General features: G+C 62.2%; 22 protein-coding genes. 9 read left to right on the top strand and 13 right to left on the bottom strand.

Annotated elements, in window-relative coordinates; all coding sequences use genetic code 11:
- Positions 1-312 precede the first annotated feature (312 nt).
- The 5 genes from BGN91_RS04090 to BGN91_RS04070 form a co-directional block, all read right to left on the bottom strand.
- Entirely contained in the window at positions 313-696 is a 384-nt protein-coding gene (locus BGN91_RS04090; protein WP_292610765.1) for a cupin domain-containing protein, read from the bottom strand.
- Between the two features lie 60 nt (positions 697-756).
- The gene (gene murI, locus BGN91_RS04085; RefSeq protein ID WP_292610763.1) at positions 757-1554 is read right to left on the bottom strand and encodes a glutamate racemase; all 798 of its coding nucleotides are present in this window, start codon (positions 1552-1554) and stop codon (positions 757-759) included.
- 115 nt (positions 1555-1669) lie between these two features.
- Positions 1670-2734 (bottom strand): HD domain-containing phosphohydrolase, encoded by a 1065-nt coding sequence (locus BGN91_RS04080; protein ID WP_292610761.1) that lies wholly within the window; start codon positions 2732-2734, stop codon positions 1670-1672.
- A gap of 157 nt (positions 2735-2891) precedes the next feature.
- On the bottom strand, positions 2892-3449 hold the full coding sequence (locus BGN91_RS04075; protein WP_292610759.1) for a PAS domain-containing protein: 558 nt from the start codon (positions 3447-3449) through the stop codon (positions 2892-2894).
- Positions 3450-3497: 48 nt separating this feature from the next.
- Positions 3498-4130: a hypothetical protein gene (locus BGN91_RS04070; protein ID WP_292610757.1), complete on the bottom strand. Its 633-nt coding sequence runs from the start codon at positions 4128-4130 to the stop codon at positions 3498-3500.
- 404 nt (positions 4131-4534) lie between these two features.
- On the opposite strand from BGN91_RS04070, the gene BGN91_RS04065 reads away from it, so the two are divergent.
- On the top strand, positions 4535-5335 hold the full coding sequence (locus BGN91_RS04065; RefSeq protein ID WP_292610756.1) for a rhomboid family intramembrane serine protease: 801 nt from the start codon (positions 4535-4537) through the stop codon (positions 5333-5335).
- A gap of 202 nt (positions 5336-5537) precedes the next feature.
- Complete coding sequence (locus tag BGN91_RS04060) at positions 5538-5966, top strand: CBS domain-containing protein (RefSeq protein ID WP_292610754.1); 429 nt, start codon at positions 5538-5540, stop codon at positions 5964-5966.
- A gap of 12 nt (positions 5967-5978) precedes the next feature.
- Here BGN91_RS04060 and BGN91_RS04055 read toward each other — a convergent pair whose 3' ends face one another.
- Positions 5979-7010, bottom strand: a complete 1032-nt coding sequence (locus tag BGN91_RS04055) for a patatin-like phospholipase family protein (RefSeq protein ID WP_292610768.1) — start codon at positions 7008-7010, stop codon at positions 5979-5981.
- A 208-nt stretch (positions 7011-7218) separates the two neighbouring features.
- Between BGN91_RS04055 and BGN91_RS04050 the strand changes: the two genes are divergently transcribed.
- Positions 7219-8259 carry a hypothetical protein gene (locus BGN91_RS04050; protein WP_292610752.1) on the top strand — a complete coding sequence of 347 codons (1041 nt, stop codon included), beginning with the start codon at positions 7219-7221 and terminating at the stop codon, positions 8257-8259.
- Positions 8260-8691: 432 nt separating this feature from the next.
- Here BGN91_RS04050 and BGN91_RS04045 read toward each other — a convergent pair whose 3' ends face one another.
- Entirely contained in the window at positions 8692-9732 is a 1041-nt protein-coding gene (locus BGN91_RS04045) for an IS110 family transposase (protein ID WP_292610750.1), read from the bottom strand.
- Between the two features lie 194 nt (positions 9733-9926).
- A complete protein-coding gene (yidD, locus tag BGN91_RS04040) occupies positions 9927-10298 on the bottom strand; it encodes a membrane protein insertion efficiency factor YidD (RefSeq protein WP_292610748.1) in 372 nt (123 codons plus the stop codon).
- A gap of 228 nt (positions 10299-10526) precedes the next feature.
- Here yidD and BGN91_RS04035 point away from each other — a divergent pair, with 228 nt between their 5' ends.
- Positions 10527-11447: a hypothetical protein gene (locus BGN91_RS04035; protein WP_292610746.1), complete on the top strand. Its 921-nt coding sequence runs from the start codon at positions 10527-10529 to the stop codon at positions 11445-11447.
- 30 nt (positions 11448-11477) lie between these two features.
- Here BGN91_RS04035 and BGN91_RS04030 read toward each other — a convergent pair whose 3' ends face one another.
- Positions 11478-11933: an iron-sulfur cluster assembly scaffold protein gene (locus BGN91_RS04030; protein ID WP_292610744.1), complete on the bottom strand. Its 456-nt coding sequence runs from the start codon at positions 11931-11933 to the stop codon at positions 11478-11480.
- A 248-nt stretch (positions 11934-12181) separates the two neighbouring features.
- Between BGN91_RS04030 and folE the strand changes: the two genes are divergently transcribed.
- The 5 genes from folE to BGN91_RS04005 all read left to right on the top strand — a co-directional run bounded on the left by folE (position 12182) and on the right by BGN91_RS04005 (position 17313).
- Positions 12182-12892: a GTP cyclohydrolase I FolE gene (gene folE, locus BGN91_RS04025; protein WP_292610742.1), complete on the top strand. Its 711-nt coding sequence runs from the start codon at positions 12182-12184 to the stop codon at positions 12890-12892.
- 92 nt (positions 12893-12984) lie between these two features.
- A complete protein-coding gene (gene hisI, locus BGN91_RS04020; RefSeq protein ID WP_292610740.1) occupies positions 12985-13425 on the top strand; it encodes a phosphoribosyl-AMP cyclohydrolase in 441 nt (146 codons plus the stop codon).
- 298 nt (positions 13426-13723) lie between these two features.
- A complete protein-coding gene (locus BGN91_RS04015; protein ID WP_292610738.1) occupies positions 13724-14749 on the top strand; it encodes a transglycosylase SLT domain-containing protein in 1026 nt (341 codons plus the stop codon).
- A 53-nt stretch (positions 14750-14802) separates the two neighbouring features.
- Positions 14803-15531: a hypothetical protein gene (locus BGN91_RS04010; protein ID WP_292610736.1), complete on the top strand. Its 729-nt coding sequence runs from the start codon at positions 14803-14805 to the stop codon at positions 15529-15531.
- 231 nt (positions 15532-15762) lie between these two features.
- On the top strand, positions 15763-17313 hold the full coding sequence (locus tag BGN91_RS04005) for a DUF2336 domain-containing protein (protein WP_292610734.1): 1551 nt from the start codon (positions 15763-15765) through the stop codon (positions 17311-17313).
- Positions 17314-17607: 294 nt separating this feature from the next.
- On the opposite strand, the gene BGN91_RS04000 is transcribed toward BGN91_RS04005, so the two are convergent.
- From BGN91_RS04000 to BGN91_RS03985, 4 genes are all read right to left on the bottom strand, one after another.
- Positions 17608-18368 (bottom strand): IS5 family transposase gene (locus BGN91_RS04000; protein ID WP_292610732.1). Its coding sequence is split into 2 segments (ribosomal slippage): positions 17608-18039 and positions 18042-18368, totalling 759 coding nucleotides; the frame shifts between segments, so codons are not numbered across the junction.
- A gap of 143 nt (positions 18369-18511) precedes the next feature.
- Positions 18512-19090, bottom strand: coding sequence for an Hpt domain-containing protein (locus BGN91_RS03995; protein WP_292610731.1), 579 nt, complete (start codon positions 19088-19090; stop codon positions 18512-18514).
- An 11-nt stretch (positions 19091-19101) separates the two neighbouring features.
- Positions 19102-19647: a response regulator gene (locus tag BGN91_RS03990; protein ID WP_292610766.1), complete on the bottom strand. Its 546-nt coding sequence runs from the start codon at positions 19645-19647 to the stop codon at positions 19102-19104.
- 98 nt (positions 19648-19745) lie between these two features.
- The gene (locus tag BGN91_RS03985) at positions 19746-20525 is read right to left on the bottom strand and encodes an NAD kinase (protein WP_292610730.1); all 780 of its coding nucleotides are present in this window, start codon (positions 20523-20525) and stop codon (positions 19746-19748) included.
- Positions 20526-20758 lie beyond the last annotated feature (233 nt).

Raw genomic sequence — 20758 nt, 5'->3', positions numbered from 1 at the left:
CGATCTTGTACTTCGCCTCACTGCGCTTAGTCATCGCGTCCTCTTGTCAAGTTTACGGTTGAGGAGACGCGCCCTCCTGTGCGGATGATCCGGGCGTGATCGCAAAATCGGAAAACCGCTTTCGGGATCGTGCCGAATCCGCCGCCGACAGGCCCGGCCCATAAGCATGATGGGACAGGACCACGGGTCGCGAAACGCAACGCGGGCCGAAACCGGCCCGCGCGCAGCCGTTCTTTAGGGATAAACCGTCCTGCTGTCAAACCAAGCAGAGGCGTTTCCGACCTGGGAAGCAGGCAAACCGGCTCGGATGTGTCACTTGACGGGCGAGGCCAGTGGCCTGGTTTTGTCCACAATGTAAGTTCCAAGGACCTTCAACGGCTTATCGCCGGTGACCTTGGCGTCATGGATAACCCCGGCCGGAATCGAATAGGAATCGCCCGCCTTCAGATGCAGCGGCGGTTTGCCGTCGATCAGGAGGTCGGTTTCGCCCTCGAGAATATATCCGGTCTCGATTCCGGGATGGGTGTGCCGCCCGGCCGTACCGCCGGGGCCGATTTCGGCGAGGCCGGTGACCGTCAGATAGCCCTCGGGAAATTCGATTTTTTGCAGTGGCGTGCGTTTGATGCCCTGTGCAAGCGCCGCGCTCGCGCACAGCAGTGCGGCGATGCTCAATCCAGCCAGTATCTTTTTGGACATGGCGGTTCTCCTTTCCGGTAAAGCTAGTAGGCAGACGGAAAAACCGAAAGCGATACTTGGCTAGGCCGGAACGCGACCGCCGAAGAACGGCGCCAGCGCATCGGTCAGCGCGTGGGAGCGGCCTGAGGTAAAGATCAATTCGGGCGGCAACTCGCGGCCGCCGTTGTCGACCGGCCCGAGCAGATCGACGACGCGCCGGGCGATCGCCGGTGCCGGGTCGATCCAGGCCACCGGCCAGGGCGCGAGCCGCTGCAACCGATCCAGCAGCAGCGGGTAGTGCGTGCAGGCGAGCACGACGGCGTCGGTGCGCAGATCTCCGCCGTCAGCGGCCGAAACGAAGCAGGGCGCGATCTCGCTCAGGATATCGGCGTCGCTGACCGTCTTGCCGCGCAGGGCGTCCTCCGCCAGCGAAGCGAGGCTCGCCGCGCCAACCAGCGTCACGGTGCAGGCCTGCGCGTGGTCGCGGATCAACGCCTGGGTATATTCGCGCTGCACGGTCGCTCGCGTGCCGAGCACAGAGACGCGCTTGGTCTTCGATGCCGCGCAGGCCGGCTTGATCGCCGGAACCGTGCCGACGAACGGTATGGAATAGGCGGCGCGCAACGGTCCCAGCACCGAGACCGACATCGTGTTGCAGGCGATCACCGCGATGTCGGGGGCGTGGACGGCAATCAGTTCGCCGACCAGCGGCACAACCCGGGCGATGATCTCGTCTTCGCTGTGATGGCCGTAGGGAAAAAAGACGTCGTCGGCAACGTACACGTAGCGCGCGCCGGGCAGCACCTTGACGATCTCCCGCAGCACGGTGAGACCGCCGAGGCCGGAATCCAGGACGAGAATGGTTGGGGTGTGTGCCACGCAAAAAATTCGGGACGGTCGAGTCGCCGTCGAGTTTTGACCGATTGTATCGATTTGTCCATTGCGGCCCGGCCTGCTGACGGTACTTTCGGGCAGGGAGCCAGCGGCTGAGCGACTATCGTGACCGGACTGCCGGTTTCGTGCCGTTGAGTGCGACACCCTGAAACGCCTTCACCAGAGCGCCTTCCAGCTTGCCGTTCATGCCGCAGAGGATCTTGTAGGCATCCGGCCGCGACATAGCCGGCCGATAGGGCCTGAGTTCAATCAGCGCCGCGAAAATGTCCGAGATCGTCAAAAGCCGCACGAGGTCGCTGATGTCGGAGCCTGCAAGGCCGTCCGGATAGCCGGAGCCATCGAGATACTCGTGGTGGTGCCTGACGCCGTCGAGCGCCTCGTTGCTGATCCTGGGTATGTCTTTCAGCAGGTCGTATCCGATCACGGGGTGCCACCGCATGATCTCTTCCTCGGCCGGCGTCAGTTCTCCCCGCTTGTCGAGAACGGCGAGGGGAATCCGCGCCTTGCCGATATCGTGAAGCGTTGCCGAGAGCCCGAGCCGTTTCACGTCCGCCTCGCAAAAGCCAAGGTCGAGGGCGAAGCCCACCGCTATTCCCGTCACCAGCAGACAATGCTGAAACGTGCCTTCATGGTGTCGGCGAATTTCGTCGAGCCACCGGTTGAAACCGTTTCGCGCGATGTTCGTGATGATCTGCGAGGTGGCATATTCGGCATCCGCCAGGTTGACCGGCTTGCCCTCATGCGCGGTTGAGAATATCGACTCAAAAGCCGTTGCGCTGTTCCTCGTTTCCGGCGAGGCGCTATCGGCATCGTTATGGTCCGCCTTCTCGTCATTTGCGAACTGGATCAGCTTCGAAATGATTTCGCGCGGGCGGGACACCACCGCGGTGGCGCCCAATGCATAGGCTTGTGCGATCATGACCTGAAGATGGCCGGGAACGACGAACATCTTTTCGGGGTTCGCGCGCTTGACTCGCAGGACACGTTTGATCCGTTCGACGCAGTCCATCTTGCGAAGGTCGGCATCGACCATCAGCATGCCGTTGGCGCCGGTTTCCGGATCGTCGCTTTGCAGCACTTGCGGCAGGATGTGGAATTGCGGCTCCAGCATCGCGCGGATTGCGGGGATCTTCCCAGGCTCGTCAGTGACAAAATTCACGAGCATAACGATGTTCTGGCTCTGGCAATTCGAATAGCAGTTGCCGCCTCGAAACCTTGGGAAACGGTATTGGAGTGCTGCATCCTACCCGCGAAATTCCTAACGCGAGCATAAGGACATCTGTACCGGTGGTTGCGGGTGGCGACCCGGATCGGGTGACCGGTCAGCGCAGTCCTTCGTAGACCATGAAGCCGCGCGCGATCGCGAGCTTCTTCAGCGCTCGGGGGATGAAGCGCTGCGGGGGATGGTTCATGTAGCGCCAGGAGGTGAGGGCGAACTCCCCGAGCGGTTGCCCGTTGTGCTGCATCGGAGCCAGCAGCCCGGTCAGGCTGATCGGCGTATGGGTGCGATTATTGAAAGGAAGCAGCAGCAGTTCGAGGTGCGCGAGCGATCCGTCCCGCGCGGTCGCGGTCACGCCGGCGACGGCGGCCAGGAGTTCTTCGGATACCACGCCGAGTATTTCGGTGATCTCGGCGCGGCTTGCAGCGCCAAACAGGGTCGCAAAGTTCTGACCTTTGAGGTCGCGGTCGAGCAGGGCGCACACGCGCGTTCCTGCAACGCGGAAGGGATAGCCGAGCCTCGGCTCGCAGGAGAGCACGAAGATGTCCCCGAGCAGTTCGCGGATCGCGGCTGGCTCGATGTCCCGCCGGTCCGGAGCGCGCTCGCCGTCACGCTTTTCGTCCCAATAGGCATAGAACGCCCGGTTCGATGGATGCTTCATGACTTAAACCGTCCTGACGCGGCGCGAAGCGGACATATCTGTCCGGTTTCAGAGCACCGCAGCTCCGTTTCCGTTGTGCAGGAGGGTTGTTGCAGCGTCCATGCCGCAGGGCGGCTTTGAAGTCGCCGGGGCGCGTCTTTGTGCCGTTAACGTTAAATTAACTATCAATTGGGGAGCGATCGAAAGCGCGTTATGATCCGGCCACTGCTCCCCCGCCGTTTCTCCAAGGTTGCGGCGGTGACGTGTCGAACAGATCCGGTCTTCGTCGGGCCGCACGGTATTTGCGGATTTCGGCCTCATCGAAATTCGTCCGGCGGCGGAAGACTGGCCCGCGAAAAAAGTCGAGACGAAAAGAGGGTTTCTCAGGCCCTCTTTTTTCTTTTTTGGCCCGCGCGAGCGGTGCGTCATCGCCGTCGCCAAGATCGACAGCAAGGGCAGGATTGAGGTATTGGTGGCGCGATCCGGCACCGATGCCGGCCGAAATGGTAATGGCATGAGACGGATAGAGCGCAGTTCGGCGGTTATCCCGTACTCGATGATGGCAGAGGCAAACGCTGGATGAGACAGGCGGGGAAAGTCTTGCGCTTTTGGATATCCGTTCTCGGTCTTGTGATTGGCCTTCAATCGGCCGGTATCGCGGCCGGTTCCGAAGATTCGGGGACCACGGATCAGGCCGTTCAAGGAGAAAGCTCCCCAGCGGCTGTTCCGAGCAAGGATGCCGCCGCCCCGGCGTCCGAGCCCGGCGACCGGCCCGCCGCTCAGGCGAGCGAGGCCGCTACGAAGAAGGAGGAGGTCGTCCCTGCGGAGAAGGAAGAGGTTTCTCCGGTGAGAGAAAGAGACAGGGATCACAGCGCCCGAAGTCTGCACGAAATGTTGATCCTGTTCCTGAAGGGCGCGGCGGCCCTGACCGCTTTGGTGCTCTTCTACAAAGGGCTCAAGCGCGTTTTCGGCCCCAAGCAACAGAGCGAGTGATGTTGCAGCACCGTCTGGCGATATCTTTCGTCAGTCCGATTTTATCGTTTGCCTGCTCCGCCCGAGCCGCCGGTTGCGGCCCATCGTCCGCTTGAGCCGTCAGGTCGCAGCCCTTGGACTCTCCGCCAAACTTTCCCTCAGACATCCCGCCAGAGCCGCGGCGTGAACCGATCCTGACCCTGCCTGGAGGGTTGACCGCTTATATCGGCCTGCTTGCGATCGTTCACGTCGTGTGGTCGGCCCTTCCGCCCGAACTTGAATACTGGACCATCGAGACGTTCGGCTTTATCCCGAAGCGGTACGATCCCAGCCTCCTGGCGACGGCGTTTCCCGGAGGAAGCGGCGCCAAGGTCTGGACTTTCGTGACCTATTCGCTGCTGCATGCCAACCTCAGTCACATCGGCTTCAACGTGCTGTGGCTGTTGCCGTTCGGCAGCGCGGTGGCGCGCCGCTTCGGTGCCTTCAGGTTTTTTCTCTTCATGGCGGTGACCGCTGTCGCCGGCGCGGTCGCGCATCTTGTGACACACGAGCACAGCATTGCGCCCATGATCGGCGCGTCGGCGTCCGTGTCGGGCGCGATGGCGGCGGCGATCCGCTTTGCCTTCGTGCGCGGCAGCTTCCTGTCTTTCCGCAGCGATGATGCCGACGCAGCGGCGCAGGTGCCGGCGCTCTCGCTGGTGCGCGCGCTGCAAAATCCGCGCGTGCTGGCGTTCCTCGCGATCTGGTTCGGCATCAACATCATCTTCGGGATGGGATCGGTCGCAATCGGCGCCGAGCCGGGCTCCGTCGCCTGGCAGGCCCATATCGGGGGCTTTCTGGCTGGCCTCGTGTTGTTTTCGCTGTTCGATCCGGTGCCTCGTTCGCCGCGCGATGCCGCGAGCGAACCGTCCGGCGGAACGGACCGGATCCCATAACGCGCGCTTGCGACTAACAGCCTGCTTGCGGGACCGATCGATTTCATCCATCATCGTCGCTTATTCAGGCGAAGTGGAATCCGGTTCGCGTGAAGAAAAACTTTCGCTGTTTCGCGCGAAAAATTGACGTTTCAACTGTCGCCAGAACGATGATCGCGGATTGCGCGTTGATGCCGCGCGATCTCCTCCGCAGGAGGCGGCAATGACAGTACGTGCCATTCTCAGCGCCAAGGGTCACCAGGTCGTGAGCGTCGAGCCGGACGCAAAACTCTCGGCTGCGGTGAAGATTCTGTCGGACCAGCAGATCGGTTCCGTCCTCGTCATGAGCGGCGCGCGCATCGACGGCATTCTGTCCGAGCGTGACGTCGTTCATGCGCTCCATGAACGCGGCGCGGGTGCGCTCGACGAGGCGGTCAGCGCCGCCATGACCCGCAAAGTCGTGAGTTGCCGTTTGTCGGACACGGTCGCCCACCTCATGGAAGTCATGACGGCCGAAAAATTCAGGCATCTGCCCGTGGTGGAGGACGACAGGCTGGTCGGTCTGGTGTCGATCGGCGACGTCGTCAAGCTGCGTGTTCAGGAATACGAGGTCGAGCAGGAAGCGTTGCGCGACTACATCAAGACCGCCTGAGCACTCCCGACATCAGATATCGGCCCCGGCATCCGCTTCCGGGCTGGGAGAGGGCGGGGCCAGCGTCTCGATCGCCTCGACGATCGCTTCGATGGCGCGATCCGCGGCACGGGTGCCGTGCGCGATCAGGTCGTTGGCGCGATGGAAATCGAACCAGCCGATCTGGCCGACCCGCGGCTGGATCAACAGGTCCGGCGGATCGCCGGCTAGCCGGGCGCGGGTGATGCGGTCCTGCATGATGTTGAAGGCGTCGGTCATGACCGTCATCACCCCGGGACGGCCGCCGCCCCCGAACAGTTCGCGCTTGACCGTTCGCTCGGCGGAAAAGAACTTGCCGAAGCCACGCCTTGGCGGAGCAGCTTCAACGATATTTTCCCGCGGCTCGCTCTTCGCGCCGTGCGAGAAGATCGTGATGCTGTGACCGAAGACGTCGTTGGAAAGGTTGGCCGCGATCACGATCTCGGCGCCCAGCGCGCGGGCGGTGGAGACAGGCACCGGATTGACCAGCGCGCCATCGACCAGCCAGCGATCGCCAACCAGCATCGGCGCAAAAATTCCGGGCAATGCATACGACGCACGCATCGCATCGACCAGCCGGCCGTGCGTGAGCCAGATTTCATGGCCGGTGCGGACTTCGGTGGCGACGCTTGCGAATTTGAGGGGGAGGTCCTCGATCCGAATCTGGCCGAGTGACGCCTCGAGCCGGGCCGTGAGCTTGGTGCCGCCGATCAGTCCGGAACCGTTCAGGCGGATATCAAGATAGCTGAAGATATTCCGGGGCTGCAGGCTGCGCGCCCATTCCTCCAGCGTGTCGAGGCGACCGGCGGCATAGGCGCCGCCGACCACGGCTCCGATCGAGGTGCCGACCACGACATTGGGCTCGATGCCGTGCGCGATCAGAGACCGGAGTATGCCGATATGGGCGAAGCCGCGCGCAGCGCCACCGCCGAGAGCCAGCCCGATCACCGGCCGCTTGACGCTGTCCAATCCTGGCTTCTGGCCATTCGACCCGTTCCGGTCGTGGCCTTTCGGACCCTCAAGCACAGCGGGATTTTCTGACCGCGACATCGGTTTTTCCGTTTCTCAGGGGACGCGGTAAGCGCACGAAAGACATGACCCGTGCCGGAGAAATTATCACCGGATGACGACGTTTCAACCGGGAGGTCGGGTTTTATGCATTCCACAGCGGGATGCAGTCATGAGGGTATGGTGAGGCTTGAATTTGCCGTGTTTTCCGGGAAAAACCAGCGCCATGATCTTCGGGGGCAGTCATCGATTCATTTCGGGCTGGCGCGTGTGGCTTTTGCTCGTCGCGCTCCTTGTGACATTTCCGCACGCGGCCCCGGCGCAACTCTTCGGCGAGCGGCCGCCTCCGGTGCCGCCGGCTCCCGTTCCCGAACCGCCAGCGGGGCCTGCGATCAGCCTGGCGCCGTCTTCCGGCCCGGCTTCCATGCCGAACCTGCCTGCGCCGCTGACCCAGGTGCCTGCCGCCGCCGTACCGCTGACGGCGCCGTTGCCCAGCGTCGCGGCTCCGGCGCAGGGTGTTCTGTCGCTGGCGGCGCGTTACGGCAAGGACCTGCCGGTCATCAATAGCGGACTGACCTGGCGAGTTTATTCTGATCGACCCGATGAGACCGGCGCATTCAAGCTGGTGCGCGAGGATCATGGGGCGACTCCCAACATCATGCTGCCTCCCGGCAGCTATGTGGTGTACGTCTCGCTGGGGCTGGTCAGCGCGGTGCGTCCCGTAACGCTGAAACCGGACACCGAGCGGGAGTCGTTCGTGTTGCCGGCAGGGGGGTTGCGGATCGAGGGCCGCGTCGGCACGTCGATGATCCCGCCGAACCAGATTTCCTTCAGCATCTACAAGGGCAGCCAGTTCGAAGGCACCGAGCGCGCGCCGCTGGTTCCTAACGCCACCGCGGGCGATGTGCTGATTTTGCCGGAGGGCACCTATTACATCGTCTCCAACTACGGCGATGCCAACTCGGTGGTGCGATCGGACATCCGCGTGCAGGCGTCGAAGCTGACCGACGTGACGATCTCGCATCGCGCCGCGGTCATCACGTTGAAACTGGTCAGCGACAAGGGTGGCGAGGCGCTCGCCAACACCGCGTGGTCGGTGCTGACGCCAGGCGGCGACGTCATCAAGGAATCGATCGGCGCGTTTCCTCGCGTGATCCTCGCCGAGGGCGAGTATCGCGTGATCGCCAAGAACGAAGGCAAGGTCTTCGAACGCGGCTTCGAGGTGGTCAACGGCGTCGACGGCGAGGTCGAAGTCGTCGCGCGCTAGAGCCTCGCTTCTGATGGAATCAGAATGCTCTATGGTTTTACATTGATGCGTTTTCTTGACGCGAAACGCGATCCACCTCGCTCGAAACGCCAGAGGTGGAGTTCACATCATTTCTTTGTAAGGCGAACTTCGGACGGAAGACGCTAAGAGTCCTCTCTGATTGGGGTCGTTGAAGTCAAGCTGCTCCATTTGCCATTCCGGATCGCGTCGCCCCATGGGTCACGCGCTTCTCTTCGCGGTCGGCGTAGAGCCGCCGCATGCTGGGGTTAGGAAGGCAAGGCGTCTCAATCTGTTTCACGACCTTGCGGGTTGAACCCGCAGGCTCTGGACTCTCAACGAGATCGCCTTGCCCATCGTCCCCACAGGAACGATCCGGTTCACCCTTTCGGGCGATGTCTTGATCCTCTCTCCTGCTGAATGAAGCTCCTGATATTAGGCGGCAATGCCGACGTCGGCTTCTTTTCCCCAGCGGAACGGGGAGCTGTCACTCCACATCCGGTGAAGGATTACGGCAAGCTTGCGGGCGACCGCGACACGCGCTCGCGCTATGCCGCGATGCTTTGCGATCTTCATTCCCCAAGCCCGCAGACTCGACCATTTGCGGCTGCGCACGAGCAGCGTGTGCGCCGCCTCGTAGAGGGCTGTGCGAGCGAGTTCGTCACCGCATCGACTGATCTTGCCCTGGATGTCGGTCTCCCCGGACTGATAGCGTGCAGGCGTCAGGCCGAGATGCGCGCCGACGTCCCTCGACCGCCTGAACCGATCCGGCCGGTCGATCGTGGCGCGGAAGGCGAGCGCGGTGATCGGTCCCACACCGGGAACGCTCATCAGACGCCGGCAGACCTCTTCCTTCCGGACGAGATCGAGAACCTGTTTGGTCAGGCGGCTGAATTGGTCCAGCATCGTGGCGAGGACCGTGAGTAAAGGGGCGACGAGCGGCTTCACCAAAGTGTCGTCGCCGACCATGGCTCGGACGCGATCAGCAAAGGCAGCTCTGGACGGTGTGCCGAGCTTGATACCGGCCTCGCGCATGATCGCACGCACCACGTTCTCGATTGTCCGCATCTCGTTGAGAATCGTTCGGCGCGCCACAAGAAGCGAGCGCCACAAGCGACACTGCCGGCTCTTGACGTGCACCGGTCGGAACCAGCCGGTTCGCATGATTTGCGCCAGTGCCCGAGCATCGTTGCGATCTGTCTTGTTTGGCATCGTCTTCATGGCTGCATTCGCCTGCCGTGTCTCAATGCAGATCGCCGGCAAGCCTGCGCCCCGCAGAGCGTCATGAAGCCAAGCCGTCAGCGAACAGGCCTCCAGGCCAACTCGTTCGAACACCAGACCCATCCCTTCAAGGGCTACAACCAGGGCATCCGGCTCACTCGCAAAGCGAGCTTCCTTGACGATGCTGCCCGTCTCGTCGACGACGCAGATAGCGGTCTCTTCCAAAGACACGTCCAATCCGGCAAAGTACTTCATGGCTGTTCCTTCTCGATGCTTGTGGCGATTCAACACCGACCACGTTTCAACATCCTGACTGGAACAGCCACCCTCCGGCCGAGACCGCAATCACCCCATCTGTTTCAACCGAGTTGAATCAGAACTCCTCGCTTATCCTTTTGTTTGAGCATGATCTTTTCCGAAAGCCGGTTTCCATTTTTCGGGATCATGCTCTAATCGAAAATCCCGCCATCGATATTTTCCGGACCGTTCACGCCGCGCCAGCGGGCGTAACGCCAGGGCAGATACCAGACGGCGCCGGGCGGTTTCACGGTCGGAACATTGTCGATCCCTGACGTTCCCCAGGGATGGCAGCGCAGCAGCCGCGCCAGCGTCATCCAGCCGCCGGCCCATAGTCCGAACCGCTCGATCGCTTCGTCACCGTAGGCCGAGCACGTCGGCAGATGTCGGCAGTTGAAACCGACCAGGGGCGAGAGCGTGTGCCGATAAAGCCAGATCAATGCCCGTCCGGTATTGCGAGGCAGCCGCAGGGCGGCTCTCGCGCAATCCGGACAAAACCTTGAACTCGGCGGCGTCGGCTTCATGACTCTCGCAGGGTTCCGAACTGGGAACCAATCAACTTGGTAATTTCGCCACGGTGCCAAGATATCGCATATTCCTCCTGCTACACGTAGCAAAGGTTGTATGGACGCTGACGAATACCGCAGCTAGTTTTCGAATGTCCCGGTGTCAGAATCACTCGCGTGAACTTTGGCGCCAGGATCGGGCGGTGCGTTGGATCGGGGAAGATCGGGGTACGGGGAAGAACCGAATTGAGGCGCGCGGAATCATCTGGGGTCTACGGACGGGCGCTCCTGTGCGCCGCGTTTTTATGCTTCGCCTTGCCTGGCTTGGCAGCGACGCTCGATCATCCGGCTTCAGCTAGCTCGACCGCCGAGGCCCGCAAGCAGCCGATGCAGTTCACCTTGATCGCCTGCCAGCCGCATTGCCAGGACTGGATCAGCGCGGTCGGCATCGTCACCGCCGATACCCCGAAAGCCTTCGACGATTTCAGCGCCGGACGCAACGTCGCCGGCATGACGGTCGTGCTGGATTCCGGTGGCGGCTCAGTCAATGACGCCATCGCGCTTGGGCGGCGCTGGCGCAAACTCGGCTTGCGCACGACGGTCGGGACCAGCGTTGTCGTCAAGACCGACGCCGGCGACCGCGCCGCGGTGCTGCCGGACGCCTATTGCGAGTCCATGTGCGCGTTCATGTTGTTGTCCGGCACAGCGCGCTATGTACCTGACGGCGCGCATGTTCGCGTTCATCAGATCTGGATGGGCGATCGCGCCGAAGATGCCAGAGCCGCCAGCTACTCCGCCGATGATCTGATGATCGTGGAGCGCGACATCGGCCGGCTCGCCAAATACACCTTCGACATGGGGGGCGACGGCGATTTGCTGTCTCTGGCGCTCAGCATTCCTCCGTGGGAGAAGCTCCACGAGTTGTCGGCGGCAGAATTGCACTCGACCAACCTGGTAACGACAGACCGCATCGCAGATGTGCTGCCGGGCGGAGGCATCATGGATGCTCCCGTTGCCGGCCTTGTCACGAAACCGGTGCAGGATCGCTTTCCGGCAAGCGTTGCGAATACGACTGCTGCGGGGACGATCGTCAGCAAGCAGACCAAGACCGCCGAAGCGGTTCCGACCGGCGGCGTGGCGGTGGCTTCGCCAGCTCAGAATCCGTAGGAGTATTCAGGCGGAACGGCTTGACCCGTTTCAGCTTTGCGCAGGAGTGAGCGCGGCCGATCTGGCTTCGATCTGGCCGATGGCGTCGACCACGGCATCGAACGTCAGCATGGTGGATGCGTGTCGCGCCTTGTAGTCGCGCACCGGTTCGAGCAGCGCGATGTCGGCCCATTTGCCCTCTGGAGGCGCGCCGTTTTCCTTCAGCATCTTGCGCACGGTCTCGCGCAGTTCACGCAACTCCGCGGCGGTCGACCCGACCACATGCCGGGCCATGATCGACGAGGAGGCTTGGCCGAGCGCGCAGGCTTTCACGTCATGGGCGAAGTCGGTGACGACGGGACCATCCATCTTGAGGTCGATCCTGACGGTGGATCCGCACAGTTTCGAGTGGGCGGTGGCGCTGGCGTCCGGCGCGGGAAGGCGCCCCAGGCGGGGAATATTGCCGGCCAGTTCGATGATGCTCTTGTTGTAAACGTCGTTCAGCATCAGATTCCAAAACTTTGAATTCGCTGAAGAGGCGGGCATCGCTCTTGGCGACGGGAACCTCGATGCCTATATATGTATCTATTGCCGGGAAACGCAATCCGGCGATTTTCCGTCGCACCCGGATTGAAGTTGAATTCGGGCGTCGCAATGTTCAATATCAAGGGACTCAGGCGTCCGGTAGCCGCAACGCTGCCCCGTCTGCCCGGTGACACTCCGGTCTCAAGCGAGGCCGGTCGAACGGAGTAAAGATGGACGCTTTGATCAAGCCGCTGCGCGGCGCCAAACCCGTTGAAGCCAAATCCAGCAACACCAAGCCTGCCGGGTTCGCTCCCGCCGAACTGGATCCGTCGGAGTTTCTGGCGGCCGCCGCTCAGCCGGACCGCTCGCGTCCGTCGCGGCACGAGGCGGAATACGCGGTCAGGACCCTTTTGTCCTATATCGGCGAGAATCCCGACCGGGAGGGGCTGCTCGATACTCCGCGCCGCGTAGTCGAGGCCTATGACGAGATCTATCAGGGCTATCATCAGTGCCCGGCCGAGGTGCTGAACCGCACCTTTGGCGAGACCGCCGGCTACGACGATTTCGTGCTGGTCCGCGACATCGCCTTCACCTCGCAGTGCGAGCACCACATGATGCCATTCTATGGCAAGGCGCATATCGCCTATACGCCGGTCGAGCGGGTGGTCGGACTGTCCAAGCTCGCGCGTCTGACCGATATCTTCGCGCGGCGGCTCCAGACTCAGGAACACATGACCGCGCAGATCGCCGCCGCCGTCGACGAGGTGCTCAAGCCGCGCGGCGTCGCCGTGATGATCGAGGCCGAGCACACCTGCATGTCGGTGCGCGGCGTCGCCAAGCATGGCGCGATGACCTTCACCAGCCGCTTCACCGGCGTGTTCCGCGACAATCCGGCGGAGCAGGCGCGCTTCCTGTCGATGGTGCGAGGGGGCGGCCGCTAGAGATTTTCCCGCTTCTGACGAAATCAGAAGCGGGCTCTGCATTGCGCCACGCCGCGCCGTCAACCCTCGAGGGTTTTTCTGAGGGATTCCTTGTGTCTTCACCCGTATCTTCATCTCAGGCCGGAATCGAGGAGGACCTCACGTTCCGGCCCCGCTTCGATGCGTCGGGCCTGGTCACATGCGTCGCGACCGATGCCACGACCGGCGACGTGCTGATGATTGCGCATATGAACGAGGAGGCGCTGCGGCGGACCGTCGAGACCGGGGACGCCTGGTATTACAGCCGGTCGCGCAAGGCGTTATGGCGAAAGGGCGAGAGTTCGGGTCAGGTCCAGCGGGTTGTCGAGATGCGGACGGACTGCGATCAGGACGCAATCTGGATCAAGGTCGAGCAGCGCGGCGCCGCCTGCCATACCGGACGACGCTCGTGTTTCTACCGCGCGGTGACCAAAGGCGAGGGCGGTGAAGCGCGCGTGACGTTCATCGATGCCGACAGATTGTTCGATCCGGCCGACGTCTATAAGAAGTCCTGAGGGGCGCGAGACTCCATTTTAGAGCTCGATGGGATTTGATTGAATCGTCATGCCCGGCTTTATGCCGGGCATCCACGTCTTGAAACGGGAGCCGGATCAAAGACGTGGACGGCCGGGACAAGCCCGGCCACGACGCGTTGAACACTTCACCCAGTCCGTTAACGCACCGTTAACCATAATCTTCCACCTTGCTCCGCAGTGAAAGCCGTGCGCTGCCGGTGGGAGTCGGCGTGGACGGCGAATTGCCGAGATCGCGTTGAGATGCGAGCGGTCGTTTCGCGGGGAGCGAGAGACCACCATGACCTTCGATGCCGCCAACGCCGCCAGCGATCCGTCGCGCGCCGGGCTGACCGGCCTTTTCGGAGGGATCGCGACCGCCATCCGGAAGGCGGCCGACGCAACGGGCGCGAGCTTCGAATACCTGCTCGCAACCGCCAAGATGGAATCCAATTTCAATCCTCAGGCCGCCGCGCCGACCTCGTCCGCAAAGGGTCTCTTCCAGTTCATCGAGCAGACCTGGCTCGGCACGGTGAAGGAGGCGGGACCCGCGCTCGGCTACAACGGTTACGCCGACGCCATCACCCGGTCTCCGTCGGGCAGCTATTCCGTCAGCGATCCCGCCACGCGCGCCGCCATCCTCAAGCTTCGCGACGATCCGGCCATCGCGTCCGCCATGGCCGGCGTGCTGACGCAATCCAACAGCTTCAAGCTGACCGGCCTGATCGGCCGCCGTCCGGGCCATAGCGAACTTTATATGGCGCATTTCATGGGCGTCGGCGGAGCCGCGAAGCTGATCGCGAATGCGCAGGACAATCCGCAAGCATCGGGCGCGCGGCTGTTTCCGAATGCCGCCGCCGCCAATCGTCCGATTTTCTATGAGCCTGACGGTCGCGCGCGCAGCGTGTCGGAAGTCTATGCCGATCTGGACCGGCGCTATGCGGTCGCCGCCAACTCGCCCGCGACCCGCACGGTAATGGCCTCGCTCGGCGTCACCGCGCCGGTGGCGGTCGCGTCCGCGGCGCAGTTCTCGTCGTCGTCCGACAACGCGCTTTACCTGTCGCGTCTGCCCGACACGCGCGGCGTCACACCGGTCGCGGCATCATCCGCGACGGCTGCGTCCGCCGCGCCGGGCCAGCCGATGTTCCGTTCGCTGTTTCAGGTCGGAGAGCGCAGCGAGCCGGTTTCGCCTGCGGTGCAGCAGCTATGGGCACATCCGGCAGCGGTCGCGAGCGCATCGGACCCATCGCCGACGACTCAAGCACCGGCCGGCGGATTGCAGCCGTTCGATCTGTTCAGCGATCGCAGCGGCAAGTACAGCGGGTAGAGCGCAAAGCTTGCAAAGCGTCCGAAACGACGATTGAGTCGGAAGATTCAGGCATGAAGACCCTTGGAGTTCTACTGACCGTCATCGTCGTTGGCATCGTCGCCTATAAGCTGGCCTATCCAACGACCGTCTACCGATTTCGTATCACTGTTAATGTCGACACCCCGCGAGGACCGAAAACGGGTTCAAGCGTTTTGGAAGTGCGGCATCGTACTTATCCGGCGTGGACCACTCTCGGTAACAACACGGGGGAGAGCAGGCTAACGGGCGAGGCGGTGTTTGTTGATCTCGGTTCAAACCCCGACGGAAGACCGTTAAATGTTGTCGCGTTGTTGGCTAACGGTCCGCGAGCAGAAGGTGTAGATTTTTATCTGGTGCCGGGAATGGCGTTTGCCCCCCATTGGAAGGGCGAGTCCAAACATTTTATAACATATCGGGAAGTATCAAAGCTGCCAGTCGGGACGCGTGCCGAACTGCAAGGCAACCTCATTCCAACTTTAGTGAGCTTCTCGAATCCAAGCGATCCGAACACAGCGCGTGTGGTGCCGCCTGACGATTTCGGGAGCATCTTTGGTCCAGGGTTCAATCTCCACAGCGTCGAAATCGAGATTGTCTCGCGAGGAACTTGGCCTCTTACCATCTTTGGAGCAAGTGGCACTCAAATGACGCGCGTGATCGAACGCTCACTGCCGTTCTTAGTAACTCATCGCGAAAAACTAAAGCGCTTGATCGACGACATGCCTCCAAGATTTCAACCCCATTACTTCCTATTCACGAGATAGAAGATGAGCATCTTGGATGATCTGTTTCGCGCGATCTCGGGTTTCCATTTCTAATGGTCTGCGGATTCTCCCCTCAATGCGATTTTGAGACTGGACCTCGTTTCCACGTTAACGAAACGTCAACGAAGGCAAACGGTTATGGTGAACCCTTTGTTAAGCGTCATGGTTTATTTTCCATGACACTGGCATCGGGTCCCGGTGTCATCTCAAGTTGTGTAAGCCGGAAACACCATGATCGTTCGGCAATTCATCAGTTGGGTGCGCACCGCTCCCGCAGGCGAGCGAGCGGAAGCAACACGAGCGCTGGCCAGGGCCTGGCTCATCTCCGATCTCTCCGATGACGATCGCGCGGCCGCCGAGGGCGCACTCCTGATGCAGCTCGACGACTCCTCGCCGCTGGTTCGACAGGCGATGGCGGAGGTCTTTGCGCACAGCACGACCGCGCCGGCGGCCATTGTCCAGGCGCTGTCGATCGATCAGTCTTCGGTTTCCGTCCCGGTTCTCCAACATTCGCCGCTTCTGATCGACGCGGATCTGGTCGACATCGTCGCGACCGGCAACAATGACGTGCAATGCGCCGTCGCCCGCCGCGCCTGCATTCCCGTATCGGTCTGCGCGGCTATCGCCGAGGTCGGCTCGGCGGCGGCGGCCCTTGAGTTGATCGAAAATCCGGGCGCTAATATCGCGCCGATGTCGTGGGACCGCATCGTCGAGCGGCACGGGCATCTCGCCGCAATTCGGGAGTCGATGCTGGCGCTCGACGATCTGCCGGCAGCCACGCGGTTCGCGCTGATCGGAAAGCTGTCGGATACGCTGGCGCAGTTCGTCGTCGCGAAGAACTGGCTCAGCGCCGATCGTGCCGACCGCGCGGTCGGCGACGCGCGCGATCGCTCCGTCGTCAACCTTGCAGCTCAAGCGCGAGACGACGATATGCGCGGTCTGGTCGCGCATCTTCGCGCCACCGGGCAACTCAACGCCGGCTTGATCCTGCGCGCGCTGCTGTCGGGCAATCACGACCTGTTCGACCATGCGCTGGTGGAATTGTCGGGCCTGCCTTTGAACCGCGTCGTCGCACTGGTTCACGATCGCGGCGGTGCGAGCCTTTCCGCGCTGCTGACGCGGGCAGGGCTGCCCGAATCCACGTTCCCCGCGTTTCGCGCCGCGCTTGAAGCGCGCGACGAGATCGGCTTTGTCGGAACGGTCGGCGGTGCGACGCGATTGCGCCGTCGCATGGTGGAGCGCGTCCTGACGGTGTGCGAAACCGCGCCAACGGAGGTTTCCGAGCCTCTGCTGATTCTGCTGCGGCGTTTCGCAACGGAATCGGCGCGCGAGGAGGCGCGCGTGTTCTGTGACGAGCTGGTTGCGGAAGGAATTGCGGAGCCGACGTTCGAGGAGGCGCCAGTTTACGCGACGGAGTTGTCCGAACCCGAATTGTACGAGCCGAATTTCCCTGAAGAATTCTGCGAACCTATGTCTGACAGGCCGCGCTTCTTCGATCGCTTCAGGTTCAAAACTCAGCTCGACCGTGAGCCTGATGAAGCCGTGCTTGAGGAAACGGAATCTTACGAGGCGGTTTCTTGCGACATGGAGCCTTGCGAAGCGGAGCTTTATGAAGCGGAGCCTTGTGCAGTTGCGTTTTATGAACCCGAGCGCATCGAACCGAGGTTTGACGAGCCGGCGCCGTGCGAATCCGCCTTTCGCACGCCGAGCCTTGACGAATCCAGAGATGCGCCGCGATCATATCGCGAACCGCTGCTCAGCGATCTGCTTGCGGCTGCGTAACTGTACGACATCATCGTCGTCCTTTGGGACGCAGGGACCTGTACGTCGCGGACTAGGCGACAGGAAGCCAGCGATCAGGCCTGGCATTTTCGCGCAAAGCCTGTCCTCGGGCTTGGCCGGAGGATGAAATCCGGTTTGCGTGAAGAAACACGTCAATCAAAGCAGAGTCTTTCACCGTCCTAGAGTCTTTCACCGTTTCATGGAAACGATGAAAGACTCCAGCTTCTTGATTTGACGCGTTTTCTTCACGCGAACCGGATTCCACTTCGCTCGAAAACGCTCTAGGGTCCGGACTCAATTGATCCACCAGGTAAGTACTGCGGCCAGGAAGATCGTAGAGAGGAAGATATCGGCCCGCTTGTCATAGCGGGTTGCGATGCGTCGGAAGTCCTTGAGGCGGCAGAACATCCTCTCGATGACATTACGTCCTTTGTAGGCAGTTTTGTCGTAACGGTGCGGATGCTTGCGGGTCGGGTTTGGCGGGATGACGGCCTTGATCCGCCGCCCGGCAAGCATCTCCCTCAGGCTTCTGGCATCGTAAGCGCGATCGGCGAGAAGCCTCTTGGGCTGATGTCCCATCGCGAGCAGACTGCGCGCCCCTTCGAGGTCGTGAACGTTCCCGGCCGTGATCAACAGGGCGCGGGGGCGGCCCATCTCGTCAGTCAATGCGTGGATCTTGGTCGTTTGCCCGCCACGCGACCGGCCGATGGCGTTGTTGAACGCCCCCCTTTTGCACCGGCGGCAGAGCGATGGGCCTTGATGTAAGTCGAGTCCACCGAGGCCGATCCATACATGCCCGTCGAGCCGGTCAGGGCATAGAAAATATCGGTCCAAATCCCCTGACGGCTCCAGCGATTGAAGCGGTTGTAGATCGTCGTGTAAGGCCCATAGACCTCAGGGCAATCGCGCCAGCGTGCCCCACAGCGCAACATGTGGACGATGCCGCTGATCACCCGGCGATCATCAACCCGACGCGCTCCGCGCCGCCCTCGCGGCAACAAAGGCTCAATCCGCCGCCACTCCGCATCGCTCAGCCAGTAAACCTGCTTTGCCATCCAAACCTCCATGAGTTGGAAGCTTGAATCACAATGCCTCAGTTCGCAAAATCCTTATTGAGTACGGACCCTAGTGAAGCGGTGAAAGACCCTTACCAACAAAAATGTGATGAACATCCCGCGTTGGCAGGAACGACCGGACGTTATTCCACCGGCGCGATGCTTGGCGCGAGGATGGCTTCGAGGTGCTCGGGCCGGTCGCGGTTGACGGCGGCGAGATATTCGTCGGCGACGAGGCGAAGTTTGCGATTGATTTCTTGGGCCATGGCCTCGGTGCCGGGGCTCGTATGCTCGCGCACGATCGCCTGGATCGCGTTGATGTGATAGGCGATCAGTTCCGCAGGCACGCGCTCGAGAGACGGCGAATGCTCGATGATGCGGCAGAGACTTTCGGCGCCGGCGGCGGCGAAGGGATAGCCGAAGGTCGCGGCGTCGCCCTTGATGTCGTGCGCGGCGCGAAACAGTTCATCGCGCGTGGCCGGAGTGAATCCGTCCTTGACGATCGCCGCGTGGGCGGCGGCAAGACGGTCTCGTTCGATCGCCATCCAGGTTGAGAATTCGTTGGACAGTCCCGCAAGCGCCTTCTCGGCGCGCGCGACCGGATCCTCGAAAGTCTCTTCGTCGACAAGACGCACCACTTTGCGCAGCCGATTGGGCGGCGTGATGACGTGATGGTCGGCGAATGCCTCGACCTTAAGCTCGGGTGTGTCGTCCTTCTGCATGGCGCGGCTCGTCAGCCCGGGGTCCGGGCTTTATCCAGAAGCGATGGATGCGGAATGACGTCGGGCTCCTTGGTGCCGCGGCGCTCCGGCCCGATATAGGCGTTGCTGGTGTTACGCCGGCGGTCGGGGCCGAAATAGTTCTTGGTCTTGATGAAGGGCCGCGGCGAGACCACGACGTTGAGAATTCGCTGATAGAGCCCCTTGGCCGAAATCGGCTTCGCCAGGAATTCGGTGACGCCCGCATCGCGCGCAACGGTGACGCGCCGCTTCTCCGAATGTCCGGTCAGCATGATGATCGGAGCGAACGGATTTCCTTTCGATTCCGGCTGGCGGATCATCTGCGCAAGCTCGATCCCGTCGAAGATCGGCATCGCCCAGTCGGTGATGACGATGTCGGGAACGTAGTGCGTGTACATTTCGAGCGCGGTGGCGCCGTCCTCGGCCTCGTAGACTTCGCGTGCGCCGAACGAATGCAGCAGGGTGCGCAGGATGCGGCGCATGTGCGCATTGTCGTCGCAAACGAGAAATCGCAGCTTGTTGAAGTCGATGCCGTACATGGTGGAACGCGGACCCGGTATACCCACCATTAACTATATGCCGACGCCGTTAACGAATGGTTGCCGCTCTTTCTCGCGACGGGAGAGGGAAGATGGACCTAGTAGCCGAACTGCTCGCGCAGGATTCGTTCCTCGAGGCTGTGGCCGGGATCGAACAGCATGCGCATCGCAATCGTCTTGTCGGACAGGACCTCGACGCGACGGACGTTGCGGGCTTCGTCGTGGTCGGCGACGGCGGCTACCGGGCGCTTTTGGTCCTCAAGCACCTCGATCGCCACGACGGCGGTGTCCGGCAGCAGCGCGCCGCGCCAGCGCCGCGGGCGGAAGGGGCTGATCGGGGTTAGCGCCAGCAGCGCCGCATTGATCGGCAGGATCGGCCCCTGCGCCGACAGGTTGTAGGCGGTCGAGCCAGCCGGTGTCGCGACCATCACGCCGTCGGCGATGAGTTCGGCCATGCGTTCGCGCTCGTCGATCAGGATGCGCAGCCGCGCGGCCTGATGGGCCTGGCGAAACAGCGACACTTCGTTGATGGCGTGATGGATGTGAACGGCGCCGTGGATATCGGTCGCACGCATCAGGAGCGGGTGGATTACGGTGTCGGTCGCGGCAGCGAGGCGGGCGCGTAAAGCATCCCGGCTGTATTCGTTCATCAGAAATCCGACGGTGCCCCGGTGCATGCCGTAGATCGGCTTGCCCGATCGCATGTTCCGATGCAGCGTTTGCAGCATCAGTCCGTCGCCGCCGAGCGCAACCAGCACATCGGCGTCCGCGGGATCGTGATTGCCGTAAATCGCGACCAGTTCGGCCAGCGCCTGCTGGGCTTCGGGGCTTGCGCCCGCGACAAAGGCGATCCGGTCGTACGGTGGGGATGAGGTCATGATCGTTCGAAGGCTTCCGCCGCTGCTGTCGGCGTATCATATCCGGTTGCGCCGGTTGTCGAGGCGGCACTTAACCGCGCTTTGCGGTCGCGTGTCGAGGCCCGGGTCTGTCCATGGTTAGCGGCCACGACAAGACCCGCAATGCCGATGCCGGAAAAAGCGCGAAAATCCTGCTCGGCGATGCCCGGGCGGGCCGTGCAGCAGCCGCGACCCGGGGTTTCGTGGAATCGGCG

Source organism: Nitrobacter sp. 62-13 (assembly GCF_001896955.1).
GTDB lineage: Bacteria > Pseudomonadota > Alphaproteobacteria > Rhizobiales > Xanthobacteraceae > Nitrobacter.
The sequence above is the reverse complement of the archived record's forward strand: the minus strand, read 5'-3'. Positions and strand labels throughout refer to the sequence as shown.